Annotated in this window: 15 protein-coding genes and 1 pseudogene; 8 read left to right on the top strand and 8 right to left on the bottom strand. The window is 74.0% G+C overall.

Features of this window, described 5'->3' with window-relative positions; translation table 11 throughout:
* Positions 1–128: 128 nt before the first annotated feature.
* Positions 129–1,817 (bottom strand): PP2C family protein-serine/threonine phosphatase, encoded by a 1,689-nt coding sequence (locus tag IE245_RS18175; RefSeq protein WP_229851355.1) that lies wholly within the window; start codon positions 1,815–1,817, stop codon positions 129–131.
* Positions 1,818–2,077: 260 nt separating this feature from the next.
* On the opposite strand from IE245_RS18175, the gene IE245_RS18180 reads away from it, so the two are divergent.
* The 5 genes from IE245_RS18180 to IE245_RS18200 are packed head-to-tail and all read left to right on the top strand — an operon-like array spanning position 2,078 to position 6,650.
* Positions 2,078–3,178, top strand: coding sequence for a PIG-L deacetylase family protein (locus tag IE245_RS18180; RefSeq protein ID WP_189948774.1), 1,101 nt, complete (start codon positions 2,078–2,080; stop codon positions 3,176–3,178).
* The gene (locus tag IE245_RS18185) at positions 3,153–4,229 is read left to right on the top strand and encodes an ATP-grasp domain-containing protein (RefSeq protein ID WP_189948776.1); all 1,077 of its coding nucleotides are present in this window, start codon (positions 3,153–3,155) and stop codon (positions 4,227–4,229) included. The genes IE245_RS18180 and IE245_RS18185 overlap by 26 nt, the downstream gene beginning before the upstream one ends.
* A complete protein-coding gene (locus tag IE245_RS18190; RefSeq protein WP_189948778.1) occupies positions 4,226–4,999 on the top strand; it encodes a PHP domain-containing protein in 774 nt (257 codons plus the stop codon). Before IE245_RS18185 ends, IE245_RS18190 begins: the two co-directional genes overlap by 4 nt.
* Positions 4,993–6,480 carry a glycosyltransferase family 2 protein gene (locus tag IE245_RS18195; protein WP_229851356.1) on the top strand — a complete coding sequence of 496 codons (1,488 nt, stop codon included), beginning with the start codon at positions 4,993–4,995 and terminating at the stop codon, positions 6,478–6,480. Before IE245_RS18190 ends, IE245_RS18195 begins: the two co-directional genes overlap by 7 nt.
* A gap of 5 nt (positions 6,481–6,485) precedes the next feature.
* Positions 6,486–6,650: a hypothetical protein gene (locus IE245_RS18200; RefSeq protein WP_189948781.1), complete on the top strand. Its 165-nt coding sequence runs from the start codon at positions 6,486–6,488 to the stop codon at positions 6,648–6,650.
* 25 nt (positions 6,651–6,675) lie between these two features.
* Here the strand turns inward: IE245_RS18200 and IE245_RS18205 are convergent, their stop codons facing one another.
* The 4 genes from IE245_RS18205 to IE245_RS37020 form a co-directional block, all read right to left on the bottom strand.
* On the bottom strand, positions 6,676–7,923 hold the full coding sequence (locus IE245_RS18205) for a hypothetical protein (protein ID WP_189948783.1): 1,248 nt from the start codon (positions 7,921–7,923) through the stop codon (positions 6,676–6,678).
* Between the two features lie 963 nt (positions 7,924–8,886).
* Complete coding sequence (locus IE245_RS18210; RefSeq protein ID WP_189948785.1) at positions 8,887–9,585, bottom strand: alpha/beta fold hydrolase; 699 nt, start codon at positions 9,583–9,585, stop codon at positions 8,887–8,889.
* Positions 9,586–9,824: 239 nt separating this feature from the next.
* The gene (locus IE245_RS18215; RefSeq protein ID WP_189948787.1) at positions 9,825–12,098 is read right to left on the bottom strand and encodes a catalase; all 2,274 of its coding nucleotides are present in this window, start codon (positions 12,096–12,098) and stop codon (positions 9,825–9,827) included.
* 236 nt (positions 12,099–12,334) lie between these two features.
* On the bottom strand, positions 12,335–12,688 hold the full coding sequence (locus tag IE245_RS37020; RefSeq protein WP_229851357.1) for a hypothetical protein: 354 nt from the start codon (positions 12,686–12,688) through the stop codon (positions 12,335–12,337).
* Between the two features lie 271 nt (positions 12,689–12,959).
* On the opposite strand from IE245_RS37020, the pseudogene IE245_RS38075 reads away from it, so the two are divergent.
* Positions 12,960–13,169: pseudogene (locus IE245_RS38075) on the top strand (TetR family transcriptional regulator C-terminal domain-containing protein); the annotation flags it as partial.
* A gap of 113 nt (positions 13,170–13,282) precedes the next feature.
* Here IE245_RS38075 and IE245_RS37025 read toward each other — a convergent pair.
* Together IE245_RS37025 and IE245_RS18230 are read right to left on the bottom strand one after the other, a co-directional pair.
* Complete coding sequence (locus IE245_RS37025; RefSeq protein WP_229851358.1) at positions 13,283–13,552, bottom strand: HAD family hydrolase; 270 nt, start codon at positions 13,550–13,552, stop codon at positions 13,283–13,285.
* A gap of 67 nt (positions 13,553–13,619) precedes the next feature.
* Complete coding sequence (locus IE245_RS18230) at positions 13,620–14,135, bottom strand: Lrp/AsnC family transcriptional regulator (RefSeq protein ID WP_189948971.1); 516 nt, start codon at positions 14,133–14,135, stop codon at positions 13,620–13,622.
* On the opposite strand from IE245_RS18230, the gene IE245_RS18235 reads away from it, so the two are divergent.
* Positions 14,091–15,122, top strand: coding sequence for an SMP-30/gluconolactonase/LRE family protein (locus IE245_RS18235; protein ID WP_229851359.1), 1,032 nt, complete (start codon positions 14,091–14,093; stop codon positions 15,120–15,122). The two genes, IE245_RS18230 and IE245_RS18235, sit on opposite strands and share 45 nt — an antisense overlap.
* On the opposite strand, the gene IE245_RS18240 is transcribed toward IE245_RS18235, so the two are convergent.
* A complete protein-coding gene (locus tag IE245_RS18240; RefSeq protein ID WP_189948789.1) occupies positions 15,080–16,039 on the bottom strand; it encodes a GlxA family transcriptional regulator in 960 nt (319 codons plus the stop codon). The genes IE245_RS18235 and IE245_RS18240 overlap by 43 nt on opposite strands.
* Positions 16,040–16,127: 88 nt before the next feature.
* Between IE245_RS18240 and IE245_RS18245 the strand changes: the two genes are divergently transcribed.
* Positions 16,128–17,060, top strand: coding sequence for an NADP-dependent oxidoreductase (locus tag IE245_RS18245; RefSeq protein ID WP_189948973.1), 933 nt, complete (start codon positions 16,128–16,130; stop codon positions 17,058–17,060).
* Positions 17,061–17,062 lie beyond the last annotated feature (2 nt).

The following is a 17,062-nucleotide window of genomic DNA, read 5'->3' on the forward strand; positions in this document are numbered from 1 at the left end:
TGACGCCGCTCTTCGTCCTGGGCGGCTCCGCCGTCGCCATGTGCTTCGTGGAGACCTGCTGAGCCGGTCTCCTCCGCGGAGGACGCGGAGGGGAGGAGGCACGCGTCCGGAGGACCGACGGCACCGGGTCAGGGGGTGGTGCGGCGCAGGGCGAGGAGGGTGACGTCGTCGGAGCGGTGCGGGCCGTCGAGTCTCGCGACCAGGGCGTCGGCGTACTCCTGGAGGCCGGCGTGGTCGCGGAGGGGGGAGCGGGCGCGCAGGAGGTCTCCGGCGGCGTCGAGCAGGCGGGCGGTGTCCCGGTCGGGGTCGGAGTCGCGGCGTTCGGTCAGGCCGTCGGAGTAGAGGAGGACGATGTCGTCCTCGGCCAGCGGGGTCTCCGAGGCCGCGTAGGGCTGGTCGGAGAGGACGCCGAGAGTGAGTCCGGGGCCTCCGGGCGGGGCGGGCAGGGTGGTGGCGCGGCCGTCGCGGAGGAGAACGGGCAGGGGGTGGCCCGCGCAGGTCCAGCGGAGCACGCGGCGCTCGGGGTGGTAGCGGGCGATGATGGCGGTGGCGGTCGACTCGATGCCGTCGTCGCAGGCCAGGTCGTTGAGCCAGTGGGTGAGTTGTTCGACGGGGGCGTCGGTGTAGGCGAGGCCGGCGAGGGCGTAGCGGAGTTTGGCCATGAGGGTGACGGCGTCCAGTCCGTGGCCGCGGGCGTCCCCGAGGGCGAGCAGGAGCCGTCCGGCGGGGAGCCCGCGGGCCTTGTACCAGTCGCCGCCGACGCCGGAGCGGGTGGAGTCGGGCCGGTAGACGACGGCGGTGTCGATGCCGTAGGAGGCGAGCCCGCCCGGCGAGCGGGGGAGGACGGCCTCGCGGAGGCCCTCGGCGACCTCGCCGACGGCCTCCGCGCGGACGCGCTGGCGACGGGCCTCCGCGCCGGCGGCCTCGGCCAGGGCGCGGCGGCGGGTGTCGTCGGTGATGTCGACGAGGACGGCGCGGACGGCCCAGACCGGTCCGCCGCGGGGGCGGGCCGGTTCGGCGACGACCCGGATGACGTGCTCGTAGGCCCCTTTCAGGCGCAGGGCGCACTCCGAGCGGCGCTTGCGCAGGAAGATGTCGTAGAGGAGGCGGTAGAGCTCGGGGAGGCTGTCGGGGACCACGAGGTCGGCGAGGCCGAGGAGGTCGGCGGGGGCGGGGGTACCGGGGGCGAGGCCGAGGACGTGGCCGAAGCCGAGGGAGGGGGCGACGGTGCCGTCGGCCACGTTCCACTCCGCCCAGCACGTGCGGACGAGCTTCTGCGCGGCGACGGCCATTCTGACGCGATGGCCGGGTTCCCACGTGACGAGCAGGTGGTCGCCGCAGGGGGCCACGACCACGTCGTTGCTGAGCCGGGCCAGGGGCCCTTCGGCCCGGGGGATGAACCACTCCACGATCTCGGGGCCCTGGGGCGCGCGCTCGTGGTGGGCGTCGGCGAGCATGCGGGGCAGGCCGGTGTCCTCCAGGAGGGGGAAGCGGTCGAAGAGGCGGACCGGGCCGGACCAGCGCGGCACCGAAGCGGTCGGGACGTGGGCGCGGGAGTAGGCGACGGCGCGGGTGTTCTGGGTGAGGTAGAGGAAGTCGGTGATCCTGCCGTCGGCGTCGACGACGGGCTGGACGAGGAGCGCGGCCGCGGGGAAGGCGTCGAGCAGTTCCTGCACGGGGGCGGGGACGGGGTCGGGGACGGGCGGGGCGGCGGCCGGATCGGCCGGGGGACGCGGCGTGGAGCTGCGGGCCCGCGCGTAGGCCCCGATGCGGTCGCGCTGGGCGGCGAGGAGTTCCCGGAGGGCCTGGCGGTCCAAAGCGGCTCGGGGGTCTTCGGCGGTTCCGCGGTCCGCAGCGGTCCGGGCGTCCCCGGCGGTTCCGTGGTCCGCAGCGGTCCGGGGGCCCGACGCGGCTCGGGGATCCTGTCCGGTGGGGGCGTGCTCCATGGGGGCGGGGCCTTTCCGGGGAAGCGGACTCGGGGCACGGCGCCCTCTCCTCGCCCCGGCGCCGGGGGCCCGCCGCGGACAGGTCCTCGGCCCCGGTGGAGAGATCGACATCACCCTGTAATGTGCACTATATGTCCGAAATGTTCGATAGTGCGGACGCAGCCGCCCCTGGCGGTGCCGGACCCTCCCCCCTCGCCGGAACGCACATCCTCCTCGGCGAACGGGACGCGGAGACCGCCGAGCGCTTCACCCGGACCCTGCGCGAGCACGGCGCCGGCTCGGTGCACACCGTCGCCACGCCGGAGGCGTTCCGCCGCGCCGGCGCCGACCCGCCCGCCCCCGTGCGGTTCTGGGACGCGGCCGTGTGGCACACCGGACTCGGCGGGGACGACGGCTCGCTCGGCCGGTTCCTGGAGGAATGGCGGGCCCGGCACCCCGGGATCCCCGTGGTCGTCACCGACGACGCGCCCAGCGCCCGGCTGGCGGTCACCGCCCTCCGCGGCCGGGCCGCCGACCTGGTCGAACGCTCCGACCCGGAGGGGCTGGCGGTGGCCGTCGCCCGGGCCGTCGCGGAACGGGCGGACCCGCTCGGCGTCGAGGGCTCCGGACAGGGCTCCCTGCGCATGCTGGTGGTCGGCGCCCACCCGGACGACGTCGAGATCGGCCTGGGCGGGACCATCCACCGGCGCGCGCACAGCGGCTGGGACGTCACCGTCCTCACCATGTCCGGCGGCGGAAACGGCGGCGACCCCGCCCTGCGCCGGAAGGAGGCGCACCGCGCCGCCGAGGTGCTGGGCGCCCGGCTCCTCATGGAGGACCTGCCGGACGGGTCCATGGCCGACGACCGGACCACCGTCGAGGCCGTCGAACGGGCGGTCGCCGAGACCACGCCGGACGTCGTCGTCGTCCACTCCGAGAGCGACACCCACCAGGACCACCGGGCCGTGCACCGCGCCACGCTGGTGGCCTGCCGCAAGGTCGCCCGGCTCGCCTGCTACCAGTCCCCCTCCGCCACCGTGGCCTACCGGCCGAACCGCTTCATCGAGCTGAGCGAGGTCGACGTGGAGGCCAAGCTCGCCGCCATCGCCGCGCACCACTCGCAGGCCGCGAGCCGCTGGTACCTCGACGAGGACCTGCTGCGCTCCACCGCCCGCTACTGGGGCCGCTTCTCCCAGACCCGCTTCGCCGAACCCCTGGAGCTCGTCCATGAGCGCAACCCCCTCCTCTTCTGAACCCGACCTCTCGCTGCCCCTCGGCCGGCCGCCCCGGGTCCTCGTCACGGGCGCGGGCGGCCCCTCGGGCGTGTGCTTCCTGCGGGCCCTGGACGGCGCGGCGGAGCGGTACGCGGCGGACCTCGACCCCAACGGCGCCGGCCTGTACCTCGTCCCGCGCGCCTACCGCGTGCTGCTGCCGCCCGGCGCCGCCCCCGGCTACGCCGAGGCCGTGCTGCGGCTGTGCCGGCGGCACGCGATCGACGTCCTGGTGCCCACCGTCGACGCCGAACTGGTGGCGCTCGCCCGCACGGCCGACGCCTTCGCCGCCGCGGGCGTCCGCGTGCTGACCTCTCCCGCCGAGGCCCTGGAGACCTGCCTGGACAAGTGGCGGCTCGCCGAGGCCTGCCAGGGCGCGGTACGACGGCTGCCGGACACGCGGCTCGTCGGCGCCCCGGGACCGGCCGGGCCCGGGGGAGGCTTCCCGGCGATCGCGAAGCCGCGCACCGGCTCCGGCTCCCGGGGCATCGTCCTCGTCCGCTCCGCGGAGGAACTGGCCGGACTGCCGCAGGACGGCTCCTACCTGCTCCAGGAGTTCCTGCCCGGAACCGAGTACTCCGTCGACGTGCTGACCGACGCCGGGGGGCGGGTCGTGGCCGCCGTGCCCCGGGCCCGCGACAAGACGGACTCCGGCATCGTCGTCGCCGGCCGGGTGCTCGACCTGCCCGAGCTGTCCGGGATCGCCGAGGACACCGTCCGCACCCTCGGACTGCGCGGCGTCCTCAACGTCCAGGTCCGCGAGGACCGGGCCGGGAAGGCCGCCCTCCTGGAGGTCAACCCCCGTCCGCCCGGCGGCATGTCGCTGACGGTGGCGGCCGGGGTGGACATGCCGAAGTGGGCGGTCGCCTCGCTCCTCGGCATGGACCTGCCGGACCGGATCCTCCAGCGCGAGACCGCGGTCGTCCGCCACTGGCAGGACGTCGTCCTCGCCCCGCGCGAGCTCGGCGACATGGGCGACACCACCGAGGCCACCCCGCCGCCCCCCGAAGGGGACCGCGAGGCGGCGGCGTGACCGGCGGGGCGGCGGAGGCCGGGAAGGCTCCGGCGGCGCCCGACCCGCCGCGCACCGATCTCCACACCCACACCGGCTTCTCCGACGGCCACGATCCCCTCGGCGCCGTCGTGGCGGCGGCCGAGGCGGCCGGGCTCGGCACGCTCGTGGTCACCGACCACGTCCGCGCCGACACCGCCTACCTGCCGGAGTACGTCGCCGCCGTCCGGGACGCCCGGGCCTCGACGCCCGTGCGGCTGGTGTGCGGGGTGGAGGCGAAGATCCTCGACACCGACGGCCGGATCGACCTCCCGGGGGACCTGACCGGGATCGAGCACGTGGCACTCGCCGATCACCGCTTCCCGCTGCCCGACGGGCCCGCCCACCCCGACTCCGTACGGGCCCTGCTCCACGAGGGGCGGCTGGCGCCGGACGAGGCCCTGCGGCTGCTCGTCCTCGCGACGGCACGGGCCGTGGAGCGCGTCCCCGAGGGCCGGACCGCCCATGTGGCGCACCTGTTCAGCGTGCTGCCCAAGACCGGACTCGACGAGGACGGCGTGGACGCGGCGCTCCTGGAACCCCTGGCGCGGGCCTGCCGGGAGCGGGACACCGCCGTCGAGCTGAACGAGAAGTGGCGGTGCCCCTCCGTCCGCACCGCCCGCCTGCTGCACCGCGCCGGAGTGCGGCTCGCGGCCGGCAGCGACGCCCACCGGGCGCGGGACGTCGGCCGCTTCCCCTGGGTCGCGGCGGCGCTCTCCGACGCGACGGCCGAGGAACGGAGCGCGTGCTGAACGGGATCCTGCACATCCTGGCCACCGTCGCCGTCTTCCTCGGCGCCGTGCCGCTGGTGGTCGCCGTGCTCCAGTTCCTGCTGGTCGGCCTCCAGCGCTTCCGGCACCTGTACGAGCACCGCCCGCCGCACGTGCCGAGGACCGCCGTCCTCATCCCCGCCTGGAACGAGGCGCCGGTCCTCACCTCCTCCGTCGAGGGCCTCCTCGCCATGCGCTACCCCGGGGACCGGCTCCGGGTGGTCGTCGTGGACGACGCCAGCACCGACGAGACGCCCGAGGTGATGCGGCGGCTGACGGCCCGCCACCCCGGCCGGGTCGTGCACCTGCGCAGGGAGGACGGCGGCCAGGGCAAGGCCCACACCCTCAACCACGGTCTGGCGCACGTCCTCGGCGACGACTGGGCCGAGGCCGTACTCGTGATGGACGCCGACGTGGTCTTCGACCCCGACGCCCTGCTGCGGATGACCAGGCACCTCGCCGACCCGGAGGTCGGCGCCGTCACCGCGTACATCAAGGAGGGCAGCGGGAAGCAGGGCAACTACCTCACCCGCTACATCGCCTTCGAGTACGTCACCGCCCAGGCCGCCGCCCGGCGCGCGCAGAACGTCCTCGGCGTCGTCGCCTGCCTGGCCGGCGGGGCACAACTGCACACCCGGGCGAGCCTGGAGGCGATCGGCGGCCGGATCGACACCACCACCCTGGCCGAGGACACCGTCACCACCTTCGAGACCCAGCTGGCCGGCCGCCGGGTCGTCTTCGACGGGTACGCCACCGTGCTCGCCGAGGAGCCCGGCGACCTGGCCGGGCTGTGGAAGCAGCGGCTGCGCTGGGCGCGCGGCAACCTCCAGGTCAGCCGCCGCTACGCGCACCTGTGGTTCCGCCCCTGGAAGCGGCGCGAGGGACACCGGCTCGGATCGGTGTTCTTCGGCCTGATCTGGTACTCGCTCCTGGCGACCCCGGTACTGCTCGCGGCCTGCTCGGCCTCGCTGCTCTACCTCTGCTTCACCGACTCCGACCGCTCCTGGGACCTCTTCCACCGGCTCTGGGTGACCAACCTCGTCTGCTACCTCCTCATCATCCTGATGGCGGCGGCCGTGGACGGGAGCACCTTCCGCCGCTGCTGGCGCGAGGCGCTGATCTACCCCGGGGTCGTCTCCACCCTGATCCTCGTGATCACCGCGTTCCCCGGCCACTTCCTGCCGCTTCTCGAACGGCACGGGCGGCTCGCCGAGGACGGCACCCCGCACCTCCTGATGATCGTGGTCTACGCCTGGCTGGCCCTCTCCCTCCCGCTCGCCTGGCTCGCGAAGCTCCTCACCGGCACCCGGCTCCGCTTCCTCGCCCCCGTGCTGCTGCACCTCGTCGGCTACGGCTCGCTGCTCGCCGCGTGCCTGGTGGCGGCCTGGGTCCAGGAGCGCCGGAAGAAGGAGCTGAAGTGGGACAAGACCGAGAAGACCGGGAAGGTGGCGGCAGGACGATGACACCGGTGGACCCCGCCCGGAAGGCCGGCCCCGACGAGGAGCTGCGCGGGCACGTCGAGAGGCTGACCGCCGACGACCGGCGCCGGGACCGGCGCCTGTTCTGGACCGAACTGCTGGTGGTCCTGATCGTGGCCGCCGCCCTCGCCGCCCGCGAACTCTGGCTGATCTGAGCCCGTGCGGGGCCGCCCGGCGGTCTCAGGCGTCCAGCAGGAAGGGGTCGGCGCCCAGCCCGGCGAGCGCGAACCAGGCCGTCGTGCCGGTGTGGAGGCTGGCGTACAGGGTGTCGCCGTCGCCGGTGCGGAGCCCGTCCGAGGACGCGGCGACGATGCCGTAACCGTCGGCGTTCGGCGCGTCGGCCTGGGCCGCGCGGAGGGTGGCGAGGAGCCGGTCGGCCCGCTCCCCGTCGCCGTCTCCGCCCCGTCGGCGGAGGGCCGCCGCCATGTGGGCGGTGCCCTCGAACCAGACCTTGGACGTGTCGGCGTCGCTCACCGACACCCCGCTGAACCCGCCGTCCTCGGCGGCCAGATGATCGAGCGCCCAGTCCAGCGAGCCGGCGTGCCGGGCCTCGCCGGTCGCCAGGAAGGACCAGCTCTGCGGATCCTCCGGGACCGGCGAGCGGTTGACGGTGGCGCCGTCCGTGCCGGTGCCGGTCCAGAAGGCGGGCCCCTCCGCGTCCCACAGGGCGTCGAGGAAACCGGTCGCGACGGCCGACCGGTCGGCCCACGCCCGGTCACCACCGACGTCCGCGAGCCGGCGGAAGAAGGCGGCGACATCGATGTTGTGCTCGGTGGACTTCCAGGTGAGGGGCGGACCCGAGGCGGGAAGACCGCCGGTGTACCCGGGTGTGCCGGTGGCGGAGGCGGTGTGGTCCTGGATCCACGCGGCGAGCCGCCGCGCCCCCGCCAGATACGGGGTGCCGCCGGCCGCCCGATGGACGTGGAGCAGGGCGAGCCCGGTCCACGCCTGCGCGCCGGTGAAGGAACCGGCGGCCGCGACGGCCGGCAGTCCGCCCGCCGCGGTGACCCTCCCCGAGGCGTACGACTGGCGGATCCGGCCGTCGCCGGCGGCGTCGCCCTCCTGGAGGGCCAACAGGGTCCCGGCGAGGGCACCGGCCCGCCTCAGGTCGGTCTCGTTCCCGCGCGCGCAGTACGCGATGACGGTGAGCGCGACGTCGTAGGTGAAGGCCACGGTGGAATGGTGGCGCTCCATCCAGCCGCCGGTGTAGCTGCGCGGCAGCCCCTGCCGGGCGCCGCCCGCCGCCTCGTCGACCCGCCGGTCCAGAAACGTGTAGGCGCGCGCCAGCGCCTCCTCCTCGTCCACTCCGCCGTCCCCCGTCTCCTTCGCCGAGGGACCCGGCGGTCCCGCCGCGCCCGACGAACAGCCGCCGAGCGCCACCGCCGCCGTCCCGCCCAGGACCGCCGCGGCGAACACCCGGCGGCTCACCGCTTCAAGACGACCCTTCGCATGCTGATAGATCACCACATAGGCCATTCTGTCCCTCCCGGACACGAACACGTGGGACGTGGACGGCACGAGGCCTCCCCCGACGTGAAGACCGGGAAGCACGAACCGCGAGCGGTTCGGCCGACGGACCCGCGAAGCGCCGGCGGCCCCGCACACCCCGTGCCGACCCCGCCCGCGCCCTCGACGCCGGTGCCCTGGCCCGGCATGCCGCGGGCGGCGTGGCTCTGCCGAATCCTGTGCGGCGCTTGACGCCGCTTGACGGCGGCGGCCGGGTGGCCCGGATCCCCCCGGGCGCCGACCGGTCCGCCGGCCGCCGCCCGGCAGGTCGAAGGTCGTTCAGTTCCGCTGCCGGTCGCTCCTGCTCGGCGGCGCCGATCCGGGCGAAGAGGGCCGGCGCCCGCTGGAGCAGCCCGGCGGCGAGGCCGGTCTCGCCGCGTGAACGCCGGTACCGCCCCAGGCCCGCCAGGGCCCGGGCCCCCTCCAGGTGACTGCCGAGGTCGCGCGCCAGGGCGGCCGCCTCCTGGTGCAGGCACTCGGCGGCGGTGTCCGCCAGGGCGGAGCGGGCCTCCCCCAGGTCGTTGAGGAGCGCCGCACAGCCCTGCCGGTGACCGATCTCCTCACAGAGCTCTCGCGCGGCGGCCGGGTACCGGGCCGCCACTTCCACGCGGCCCTCCAGCACCTGCGCGGCGGCTTCCGCCCGACGTCCGGTCCGCTGCCGCACCGCCCCGAGGTGGTCGAGGCTGTGGACCTGTCCTCGCCGGTCGCGCGGCTCGCGCGCGGACTCGAGTGCTTCCGTCCGCAGCCGATCGGAAGTACGGGAGCGGGATCCAGCTCCCGGTTCTCATGGAGCCGGGCACATTCGCCGTGGAGCCACAGCCCCGGGGGAGCCCGCGGCGCAGATGGGAGGAGATCGATCCGGACGATGCGGCAGTGGAACTGTGGTCACTGCCCGACCGTGTCGAGGAGGACCTGCGCCAGTTCGCGCGGCCGGGAGAACATCGGCCAGTGGCCGGTGTCCATCTCGATCAGCCGCCAGTGTTCGCCGGCCAGTAGTTCTGCCACGTCGTCGCTCGGCTCGGGGTCGCCGAGCGTGCACTTGACGTACGTCGCCGGGAAGTCGCCGAGCGGCCGTTCCAGCACGGCGGGTTCGGTCAGCGTGGCGCCCGGGTGCGGCGTCGAGCCGCGAACGATCCGCGCGATCTGCTCATCGCTGAGGCCGTGGTCCTCGAAGTGGGCCGCAGGCGCGACCGGCCAGAATCCCTCGTTCTCGGCGATCGACGCCCTCACCGTCACCCCGCCGTCCGGCCAGGAGGCGACGAACGATGCGCCATCGGCCGGAACGCTGGAGTCGACGAAGACCACGCCCGCCAGCCGGTCGCCGATTCGCTCGGCGGCCTGGCCGACTGGGATGCCCGAGTAGCTGTGACCTACCAGGACGACCTCGCGAAGATCCTGACGCTCGACCTCGTCGACGATGTCCTGGACGTGGGTCTGCTGCCCCGCCGGCACGCCTCGCTTCTCGGCGAGACCGGACAGCGTCAGCGGATGGACGCCGTGGCCGGCCGCTGCCAGATGCGGCACCACCTCGTCCCACGCCCACGATCCGAGCCGTGCACCTGCAACCAGCACGTAGTTCGCCATGGCCGCACCATAGCGAAGCGACCGAGCAGCCGCTCCGGAAATACTTTCCGATACACGCCCTCCCCGCCGAGGCCGTACTGCGGGATTCGAGCGCTGCCCCCGTCGCACCGGTGTCGAGCGCCGGGGCGCCGCCGCTTGGAGCCGTGGAGCGAGCGAGCCTCGGACCCCGGGGGGTCCGAGGCTCCTCCTCGTCCCCCGCCCTCGTCGCCCGCCCTCCGGCTGGGGTGGGCGACGGGCGGTCAGGTCGCGGCGGGGAAGCGTTCCCAGACGCGGTGGGCCGAGAGCAGTTCCATCAGCTGGGGCAGGCCAGGCGCGGGGTCCGCGAGGACGACGCCCGGTTCGCCGGCGGAGATGCCGGCGGCCTCGAAGAGCGCCCCGGCGTCGCCCAGGCCGACGAGTGCCTTGCCGTGCCGGTACCCCTCGGTGAGCAGGGCGAGGACGCGTGGGTCGCTGGGGGCGGGCCGCGGGTCCGCTGCCTTGGCGTCGCGGGCGCCGTAGGCGTCCGCGCCCGCTCCGGGCACGCCGATGAACACCAGGGCGTCGAATTCGACCGAGCGGGCGGTGGCGAAGGTGCGCTGGACGGTGATCGGGTCCCCGTCCGTGCTCAGTACGCCACCGGCCGGGGCGACGACCAGGGGCACCATGCCGGCGTCGAGTACCGCCTGACGGACTTCGCGGACACCGGACACGTCTCCCGCGGGGTCCGTGACGATGCCGATGACGCGGCCGTCCACGGGCCAGGTCCTGCCGATCTGCGACAGGGCCGGGCTGGGAGAGACGTCCGCGAGAGGTTCGGTGGGGGCGGGCGCCGACAGGCCGAGTCCGGCGGCGACCTGGGCGCACAGCTCACCGTCGATGTTGGCGAGCACGGCCAGGTTGCGTTCCTTGACCGCCTGCTCGTAGCACTTGCCCAGCTCGAAGGTGTAGGCGGCGATGATGTGTTCGCGCTCGGGCGGCGTCATGCTCAGCCAGAACAGGCGCGGCTGGGAGAAGTGGTCACCGAAGGAGGCGGGGGCCTCGCGGACCTTGCGCCCGGACGGAACCTCCACCGGCACATCGATGAACGCGCCGCTGTCGGCGCCGGCGAAGAACGGGCAGCCGCCGTCGAGGCTGTTGGGCTTGTACGGGGCGACCCCCCGATGCACGGCCGCCTGGTGGAAACCGTCGCGGAGCATGTCGTTGACGGGGGCGTGCGTGCGGTTGATCGGGATCTGCGGGAAGTTGGGACCACCGAGCCGGGTGAGTTGCGTGTCCAGGTACGAGAAGTTCCGCCCCGCCAGCAGCGGGTCGTCGGTCGCGTCGATGCCCGGGACCAGGTGGCCGGTGTGGAAGGCGACCTGTTCCACCTCCGCGAAGAAGTTCGACGGATTCGCGTTGAGCGTCAGCAGGCCGATCGGTTGCACCGGCGCGAGCTCCTCCGGCACGATCTTCGTCGGGTCGAGGAGGTCGATGCCCTCGAACGTCTGGTCGTCGGTGTCGGGGAAGGCCTGGATGCCGAGCTCCCACTGGGGGAACGCACCCGACTCGATGGCGTCGAAGAGATCGCGGCGGTGGAAGTCGGGATCCACCCCGGCCAGGATCTGCGCCTCCTCCCAGACCAGCGAGTGGACGCCCAGCCTGGGCTTCCAGTGGAACTTCACCAGCGTCGTGAGGCCTTCGGCGTTGACGAGACGGAACGTGTGGACGCCGAAGCCCTCCATCATCCGGTAGGAGCGGGGGATGCCCCGGTCGGACATGTTCCACAGGGTGTGGTGGGTGGCTTCGGTGTGCAGGGAGACGAAGTCCCAGAACGTGTCGTGCGCGGACTGGGCCTGGGGAATCTCCCGGTCGGGGTGGGGCTTGCCGGCGTGGATGATGTCCGGGAACTTGATCGCGTCCTGGATGAAGAACACCGGAATGTTGTTTCCGACCAGGTCGTAGACGCCCTCCTCGGTGTAGAACTTCGTCGCGAAGCCACGGGTGTCACGCACCGTGTCGGCCGACCCGCGCGAACCCAGAACGGTGGAGAACCGTACGAACACGGGCGTCTCGACGTCCCGGGCGAGGAAGGCGGCCTTGGTGACCGACTCCGCGGTCCCGTAGGACTGGAAGACGCCGTGCGCGGCCGCGCCGCGGGCGTGGACCACGCGTTCCGGGATCCGCTCGTGGTCGAAATGCATGAGCTTCTCGCGCAGGTGGTGGTCCTGCAGCAGCACCGGCCCCCGCGGCCCGGCCTTCAGCGAGTGGTCGGTGTCGGCCAGCCGGACGCCCTGGGCGGTCGTCAGGTAAGCGCCGCTCTGCGCCCTGCGGGCCTGGTCCGCACCGGTGGGCTGCCCCGTCGGGCTGACCGTCTCGGGACCGCTCTGGTCGGACTTCGGCGGCAGCGGCTCGGCCGGCGCCGTCGGCTCGACGAGCTGCGGGGAGACGGAGCCCGGTTTGCCGGGGACCCCCTCCTCGGGCCCTTCTGCCGGATCACCGCGCACGACACCGGCGATCTTGTCGACGACGGCCTTCGCCGGATTCTTCTCGGGCATCACATCTCCAGACGCAACAGGGGGAGCCTTTGGGCCCTACACCTGTGACCTGAGCCCCACCTGCCGAAACCCCCCTTAGACCGTCTGACACGCTCCCGAACGCGCACCGCCGCTCCCGTTCGTTCCGCACCGCGAAGGTGCGTACGGAGACGCGTACGAGGGTGCGGGGCGGCCCGCGGCGAGCCCGCGGCGCGCCGCGACGGCACGGTGAACGCGTCATCCGGGAGGGTACGTCTTCAGCCGGCGCGGTCGGGGCTCCGCGGCACGTACGTCCTCGGCAGATGGTGGACCCGGTGCGCCACCTGGGCGCCGGCGGTACGACCCGGAGAGCGCCGCCCGCGGACCGACCGGGTCCGTGAGGCCGCGGGCCGGGATCCGGATCCGGAGCCGGTGGCGGGCAGGACCGGCGCGCAGCCGGTGAGGGCGGCCTCGTCGGTGCCGGCCGGACCGGGCAGGAACCCCGCCATGTCCTCCTCCCGCCACATCTCCAGATCCCCCCTGACGGTCTCTCCCAGGTTGTGCAGCAGATGCCCGGCGGGGTGCTCCAGGTACAACTGCCCGTTGATCTGGATCGAGCCATAGGCGTTCACGATCTCACGGAAGTCCGCAGGGAACCCGATGCCGAACTCCCGCTCCATCTCGGCCCAGGGCGCCGGATCCGATCAGTCGGACCGGGGCGCGCCCAACAGGGCCTCGGCCTCCGAAAGCGTTGCCACCACCGAGCCCCTTCCCCGGGTTCCGGGGCCCCGGCCGGGATCCCCGCTCCGGTAGCCTACGAGCCTCCGACCCGCCCGGGGCCCGGCGCGGGACGCCCGCGCAGCCGCGCGGTCTGTCCCTCGAACCCAGGACACCTACGACCACGACGCCCGCAGCGGCCTCGTCCACGACCGGATCGCCGAGGGCCGCGCCCGCCGGCGGGACGTCCTCCGCCGGGACATCGACGCCGCCGTCGCCGCCGGCGACCTCCCGCCCGGCACGGACGCGCCCCAGGTCGTCCACGGGCCGGAGTCCCTGGCCGGCGGCATCACCCCGGCCCGCCTCCTCCACGGCGACGACGAGACGGAGGAGTGGGCACTGCGCGGCATGCGCGCGATCCTGGGCGTTGCCCCGGTGAAGCGACCGCGCGCTCCCGCCCCTTCGCGCTCAGGTCCCGTACGTACCCGGCCGGGCACCCCGATCGCGCGTCACCGCCCGGTGAGCGGCTGGAGGGTCCGGGGACCGCTGTCCCCGGCCGCCGGGTCGACACCCGTCCGCCGGGCGGGGTACAGGAAGAGATCGGGCGCGGGCTTGCCGCGAGCCACCGCGTCACGGTGGCGCCGGACGAGCCGGGTCCACCAGGGAGCGGCCGTCCGCGCGTCGAGCCGCTCGGTGAGCCGCTCGACGATCGATTCCCTGGAGCGCCCGGTGAAGCGCTCGACCCCGTCGTCGGCGGTGAGCGACCGGCCCGGCTCCACCCGAGTGCGGTCTGCGGGCGTACGGCGAGGCGTTCGGTGTCGACCGGGACGCCGTCGCGGTCGAAGATCACCGGCTCTGTCGGCCTGACGGCGTCTCCGGGGTGGACGCCGGCCCGCGCGGGGATCGCGGCTGGTCACCCGAACGCGGGGAGAGCGGCCGTTCGAAGAAGGTCTCCAGAACCACCGTGGCCTGCGTTCCGCTGACCCCGTCGATGGCGTAGAGGCGGCGCAGGACGTCTTGCAGTTGCTCGGTGGTCGCGGTCCTGACCTTCAGCGGCACCGAGGCGCTCCCCGCGATGACGTGCGCCTCCAGGATCTCGGGGAGTGCGGCGAAGTCCTCCGCCGAATCCCCCATCCAGGACGTCGAGACGACCATCACGCAGGCCAGTACGGAGCTGCCCACGGCGGCCGGGTCGACCTCGGCCGTGGTGCGCCTGATGACGCCGCGCTCGCGCAGCTTGCGTACGCGTTCGTGGGCGGCACCGGCGGAAAGTCCGACGGCCTGGCCGAGCGCGGCGAACGCCCCGGGCTGTACGAGATGTTCGACGACCGGTTCCGTACCGGGAGGTGCATGAACGGCGATGAGGCGTTGGAGATCCTGTACACCGGCTGCCGTTGGGCCGAGGGGCCGATCTACGTGCCCGCCTGGCACCAGGTGGTGTGGAGCGACATCCCCAACGACAGGATGCTGCGGTGGGACGAGGAGACCGGCGCGGTCGGCGTCTTCCGCCGCTCCGCGGGGCACACCAACGGCAACACCCTCGACCGCGAGGGGCGGCTGATCACGTGTGAGCAGGGCAACCGCAGGGTGACCAGGACCGAGCACGACGGAACCCTCACCGTGCTCGCCGACCGCCGGCAGGGCAGGCGCCTGAACAGCCCGAACGACGCGACCGTGAAGTCCGACGGCTCCGTCTGGTTCTCCGACCCGGACTTCGGCATCACCAGCGACTACGAGGGATACCGCGCCGAGAGCGAGATCGGCTCCAACAACGTCTACCGGATCGACCCGGGCACCGGCGAGGTCCGCCTGGTGGCGGACTGCTTCGGCGCGCCGAACGGACTGGTCTTCTCGCCCGACGAGCGGCGGTTGTTCGTCTCCGACACCCGCGCGGGCTTCATCCGGGTCTTCGACGTGCGCGACGACGGCACCCTGTCCGAGGGCAGGGTCTTCGCCGAGGCGGGACCGCGCGGGAAGGCCCGCTTCGACAACCTCCGCTTCGACGACGGCGGACGGCTCTGGGTCGCCGCGATGGACGACGGCGTGCACTGCTACGACCCCGACGGCACCCTGATCGGCCGCCTGAACATCCCCGAGACGGTCGCCAACATCTCCTGGGGAGGCGCCAAGCGCAACCGCCTCTTCACCACCGCGGAGACCAGCCTGTACTCGGTGGTCATGGGCGTCACCGGCACGCACCCGACCGGACCGGGCCGACGCCCCTGGCTGTGGCCGACGCCCCGGTCGACTTCCTGTCGGTCCGTCACCGCACCGTCGAAGCGCACGGGGCGGGGGCCGGGCGGGACTCACCCCGCCGGAGCGGCGGCGCCCCGGAAGGTGCGCCGGTAGGCCATCGGCGAGACGCCGATCGCCGCGTGCAGGTGCTCGCGCAGAGAGGTGCCGGTGGCGAACCCGACCCGTCCGGCGATGTCGTCGACGGGCAGGTCGGTGGTCTCCAGGAGATGCTGGGCCCGGGACACCCGCTGCTGGATCAGCCAGCGCCCCGGACTCGTCCCGACCTCCTCGTTGAACCGGCGGATGAAGGTGCGCAGACTCATCCGGGCGTGCCCGGCGAGCTGCGCCAGCGTCAGCGGCTCGTGCAGGTTCTCCATCGCCCACTGGCGGGTGGCCGACGTGCCGTTCACCGACGGCGGCGGCACGGGGTGCTCGATGTACTGGGCCTGGCCGCCGTCCCGCCACGGCGGCACGACACAGACCCGTGCCACGTGGTTGGCGACGGCCGCGCCGTGATCCCGCCGTACGAGGTGGAGGCAGACGTCGACACCGGAGGCGGCGCCCGCCGAGGTCAGCACATCGCCGTCGTCCACGAACAGCACGTCGGGGTCGAGCTCGACCGTCGGGTACCAGGACCGGAAGACACCGGCGACGGCCCAGTGGGTGGTGGCGGGCCGGCCGTCGAGCAGCCCGGCCGCCGCCAGCACGAACGCCCCGGTGCAGATCGACACGATCCGGGTCCCCGGCCGGACCGTCGCGAGCGCCTCCGCCGCCCCCGGCGGCAGCTCGCGCGAGATCCGGGAGAGCTCGAAGGGCGGCAGGACCACCGTGTCCGCCGCCGCGAGGATCTCGGGACCGTACCCCACCGTCACCGAGAAGTCCGCGTTCGTGGCGACGGGCCCACCGTCGACGGAGCAGGTCCGGACCTCGTAGCGGTCCTGGAGCGCGCCGAAGATCCGGCTCGGGATGCCGAGCTCGAAGGGGTACACCCCGTCCAGGGCGAGGACGACGACACGATGGACAGCGGTCATGGCACGATCCCGTTGTAAGTTGGCATTCATGCCATGGTACGGGGAAGCGCCTTTGGCGAGGCTGGTCCCCATGACGAACCACACCACCATGCGCGCCATCAGCCAGGACACCCACGGCACTCCCGAGGTGCTGAAGGAGTCCGTCGTACCGAGGCCGGCGCCCGCTCCGGGCCAGGTACTCGTCGCCGTGCGAGCCGCCGGGGTGAACCCGACCGACTGGAAGCACCGCGCCGCCGGCCTCTTCCTGAACCGCCTGCCGCTGGTCCTCGGCTGGGACGTCTCCGGCGTCGTCGAGGCCGTCGGCTTCGGCGTCACCCTCTTCAAGCCCGGCGACGAGGTCTTCGGGATGCTGCCCTACCCGCAGGGCGTCGGCTCCCACGCCGAGTACGTGACGGGCCCCGCCCGCGCCTTCGCGCACAAGCCCGCCGGTATCGACCACGTCCAGGCCGGCGCGCTGCCGCTCGCCGCCCTCACCGCCCACCAGGCGATCGTCGACACCGCCGGGGTCCGCGCCGGACAGCGCGTCCTGGTCCACGCGGCCGCCGGCGGGGTCGGCCACCTGGCCGTCCAGATCGCCAAGTCCCGCGGCGCGTACGTCATCGGTACCGCAAGCGCTCCCAAGCACGACTTCATCCGCTCCCTGGGCGCCGACGAGGTCGTCGACTACCGCACCGCCGACTTCCGCGACGTCGTCCAGGACGTCGACATGGTCCTCGACCCGCTCTCCGGAGACACCCGCGCCCGCTCCCTCGACGTCCTGCGCCCCGGAGGCGTCCTCGTCTCCCTGCTGCCGGGGACGGACCCCGACGAGGCGGCCAAGGCCGCGGCCCGAGGGGTCCGCGTCGAGGTCCTGCTCGTCGAGGCCGACCACGCCGGCATGAACGCGGTCGCCGACCTCGCCGCCTCCGGCGCCCTGCGCGCCCACATCGAGGCCGTCTTCCCCCTCGCCGACGCGGCCAAGGCCCACGCCCTGGGCGAGACGGGCCGGACGACCGGCAAGATCGTGCTGACCCTTCCCTGAGC

Origin of the sequence: Streptomyces roseolus (assembly GCF_014649855.1) — a bacterium.
GTDB lineage: Bacteria > Actinomycetota > Actinomycetes > Streptomycetales > Streptomycetaceae > Streptomyces > Streptomyces roseolus.

Excerpts from the sequence above, each read along its gene's own strand:
- IE245_RS18240 (WP_189948789.1), bottom strand. The coding sequence starts at position 16,039 with ATGACCGCTGTCCATCGTGTCGTCGTCCTCGCCCTGGACGGGGTGTAC.
- IE245_RS18215 (WP_189948787.1), bottom strand. The coding sequence starts at position 12,098 with ATGCCCGAGAAGAATCCGGCGAAGGCCGTCGTCGACAAGATCGCCGGT.
- IE245_RS18210 (WP_189948785.1), bottom strand. The coding sequence starts at position 9,585 with ATGGCGAACTACGTGCTGGTTGCAGGTGCACGGCTCGGATCGTGGGCG.
- IE245_RS18245 (WP_189948973.1), top strand. The coding sequence starts at position 16,128 with ATGCGCGCCATCAGCCAGGACACCCACGGCACTCCCGAGGTGCTGAAG.
- IE245_RS18185 (WP_189948776.1), top strand. The coding sequence starts at position 3,153 with ATGAGCGCAACCCCCTCCTCTTCTGAACCCGACCTCTCGCTGCCCCTC.
- IE245_RS18180 (WP_189948774.1), top strand. The coding sequence starts at position 2,078 with ATGTCCGAAATGTTCGATAGTGCGGACGCAGCCGCCCCTGGCGGTGCC.
- IE245_RS18235 (WP_229851359.1), top strand. The coding sequence starts at position 14,091 with ATGTTCGACGACCGGTTCCGTACCGGGAGGTGCATGAACGGCGATGAG.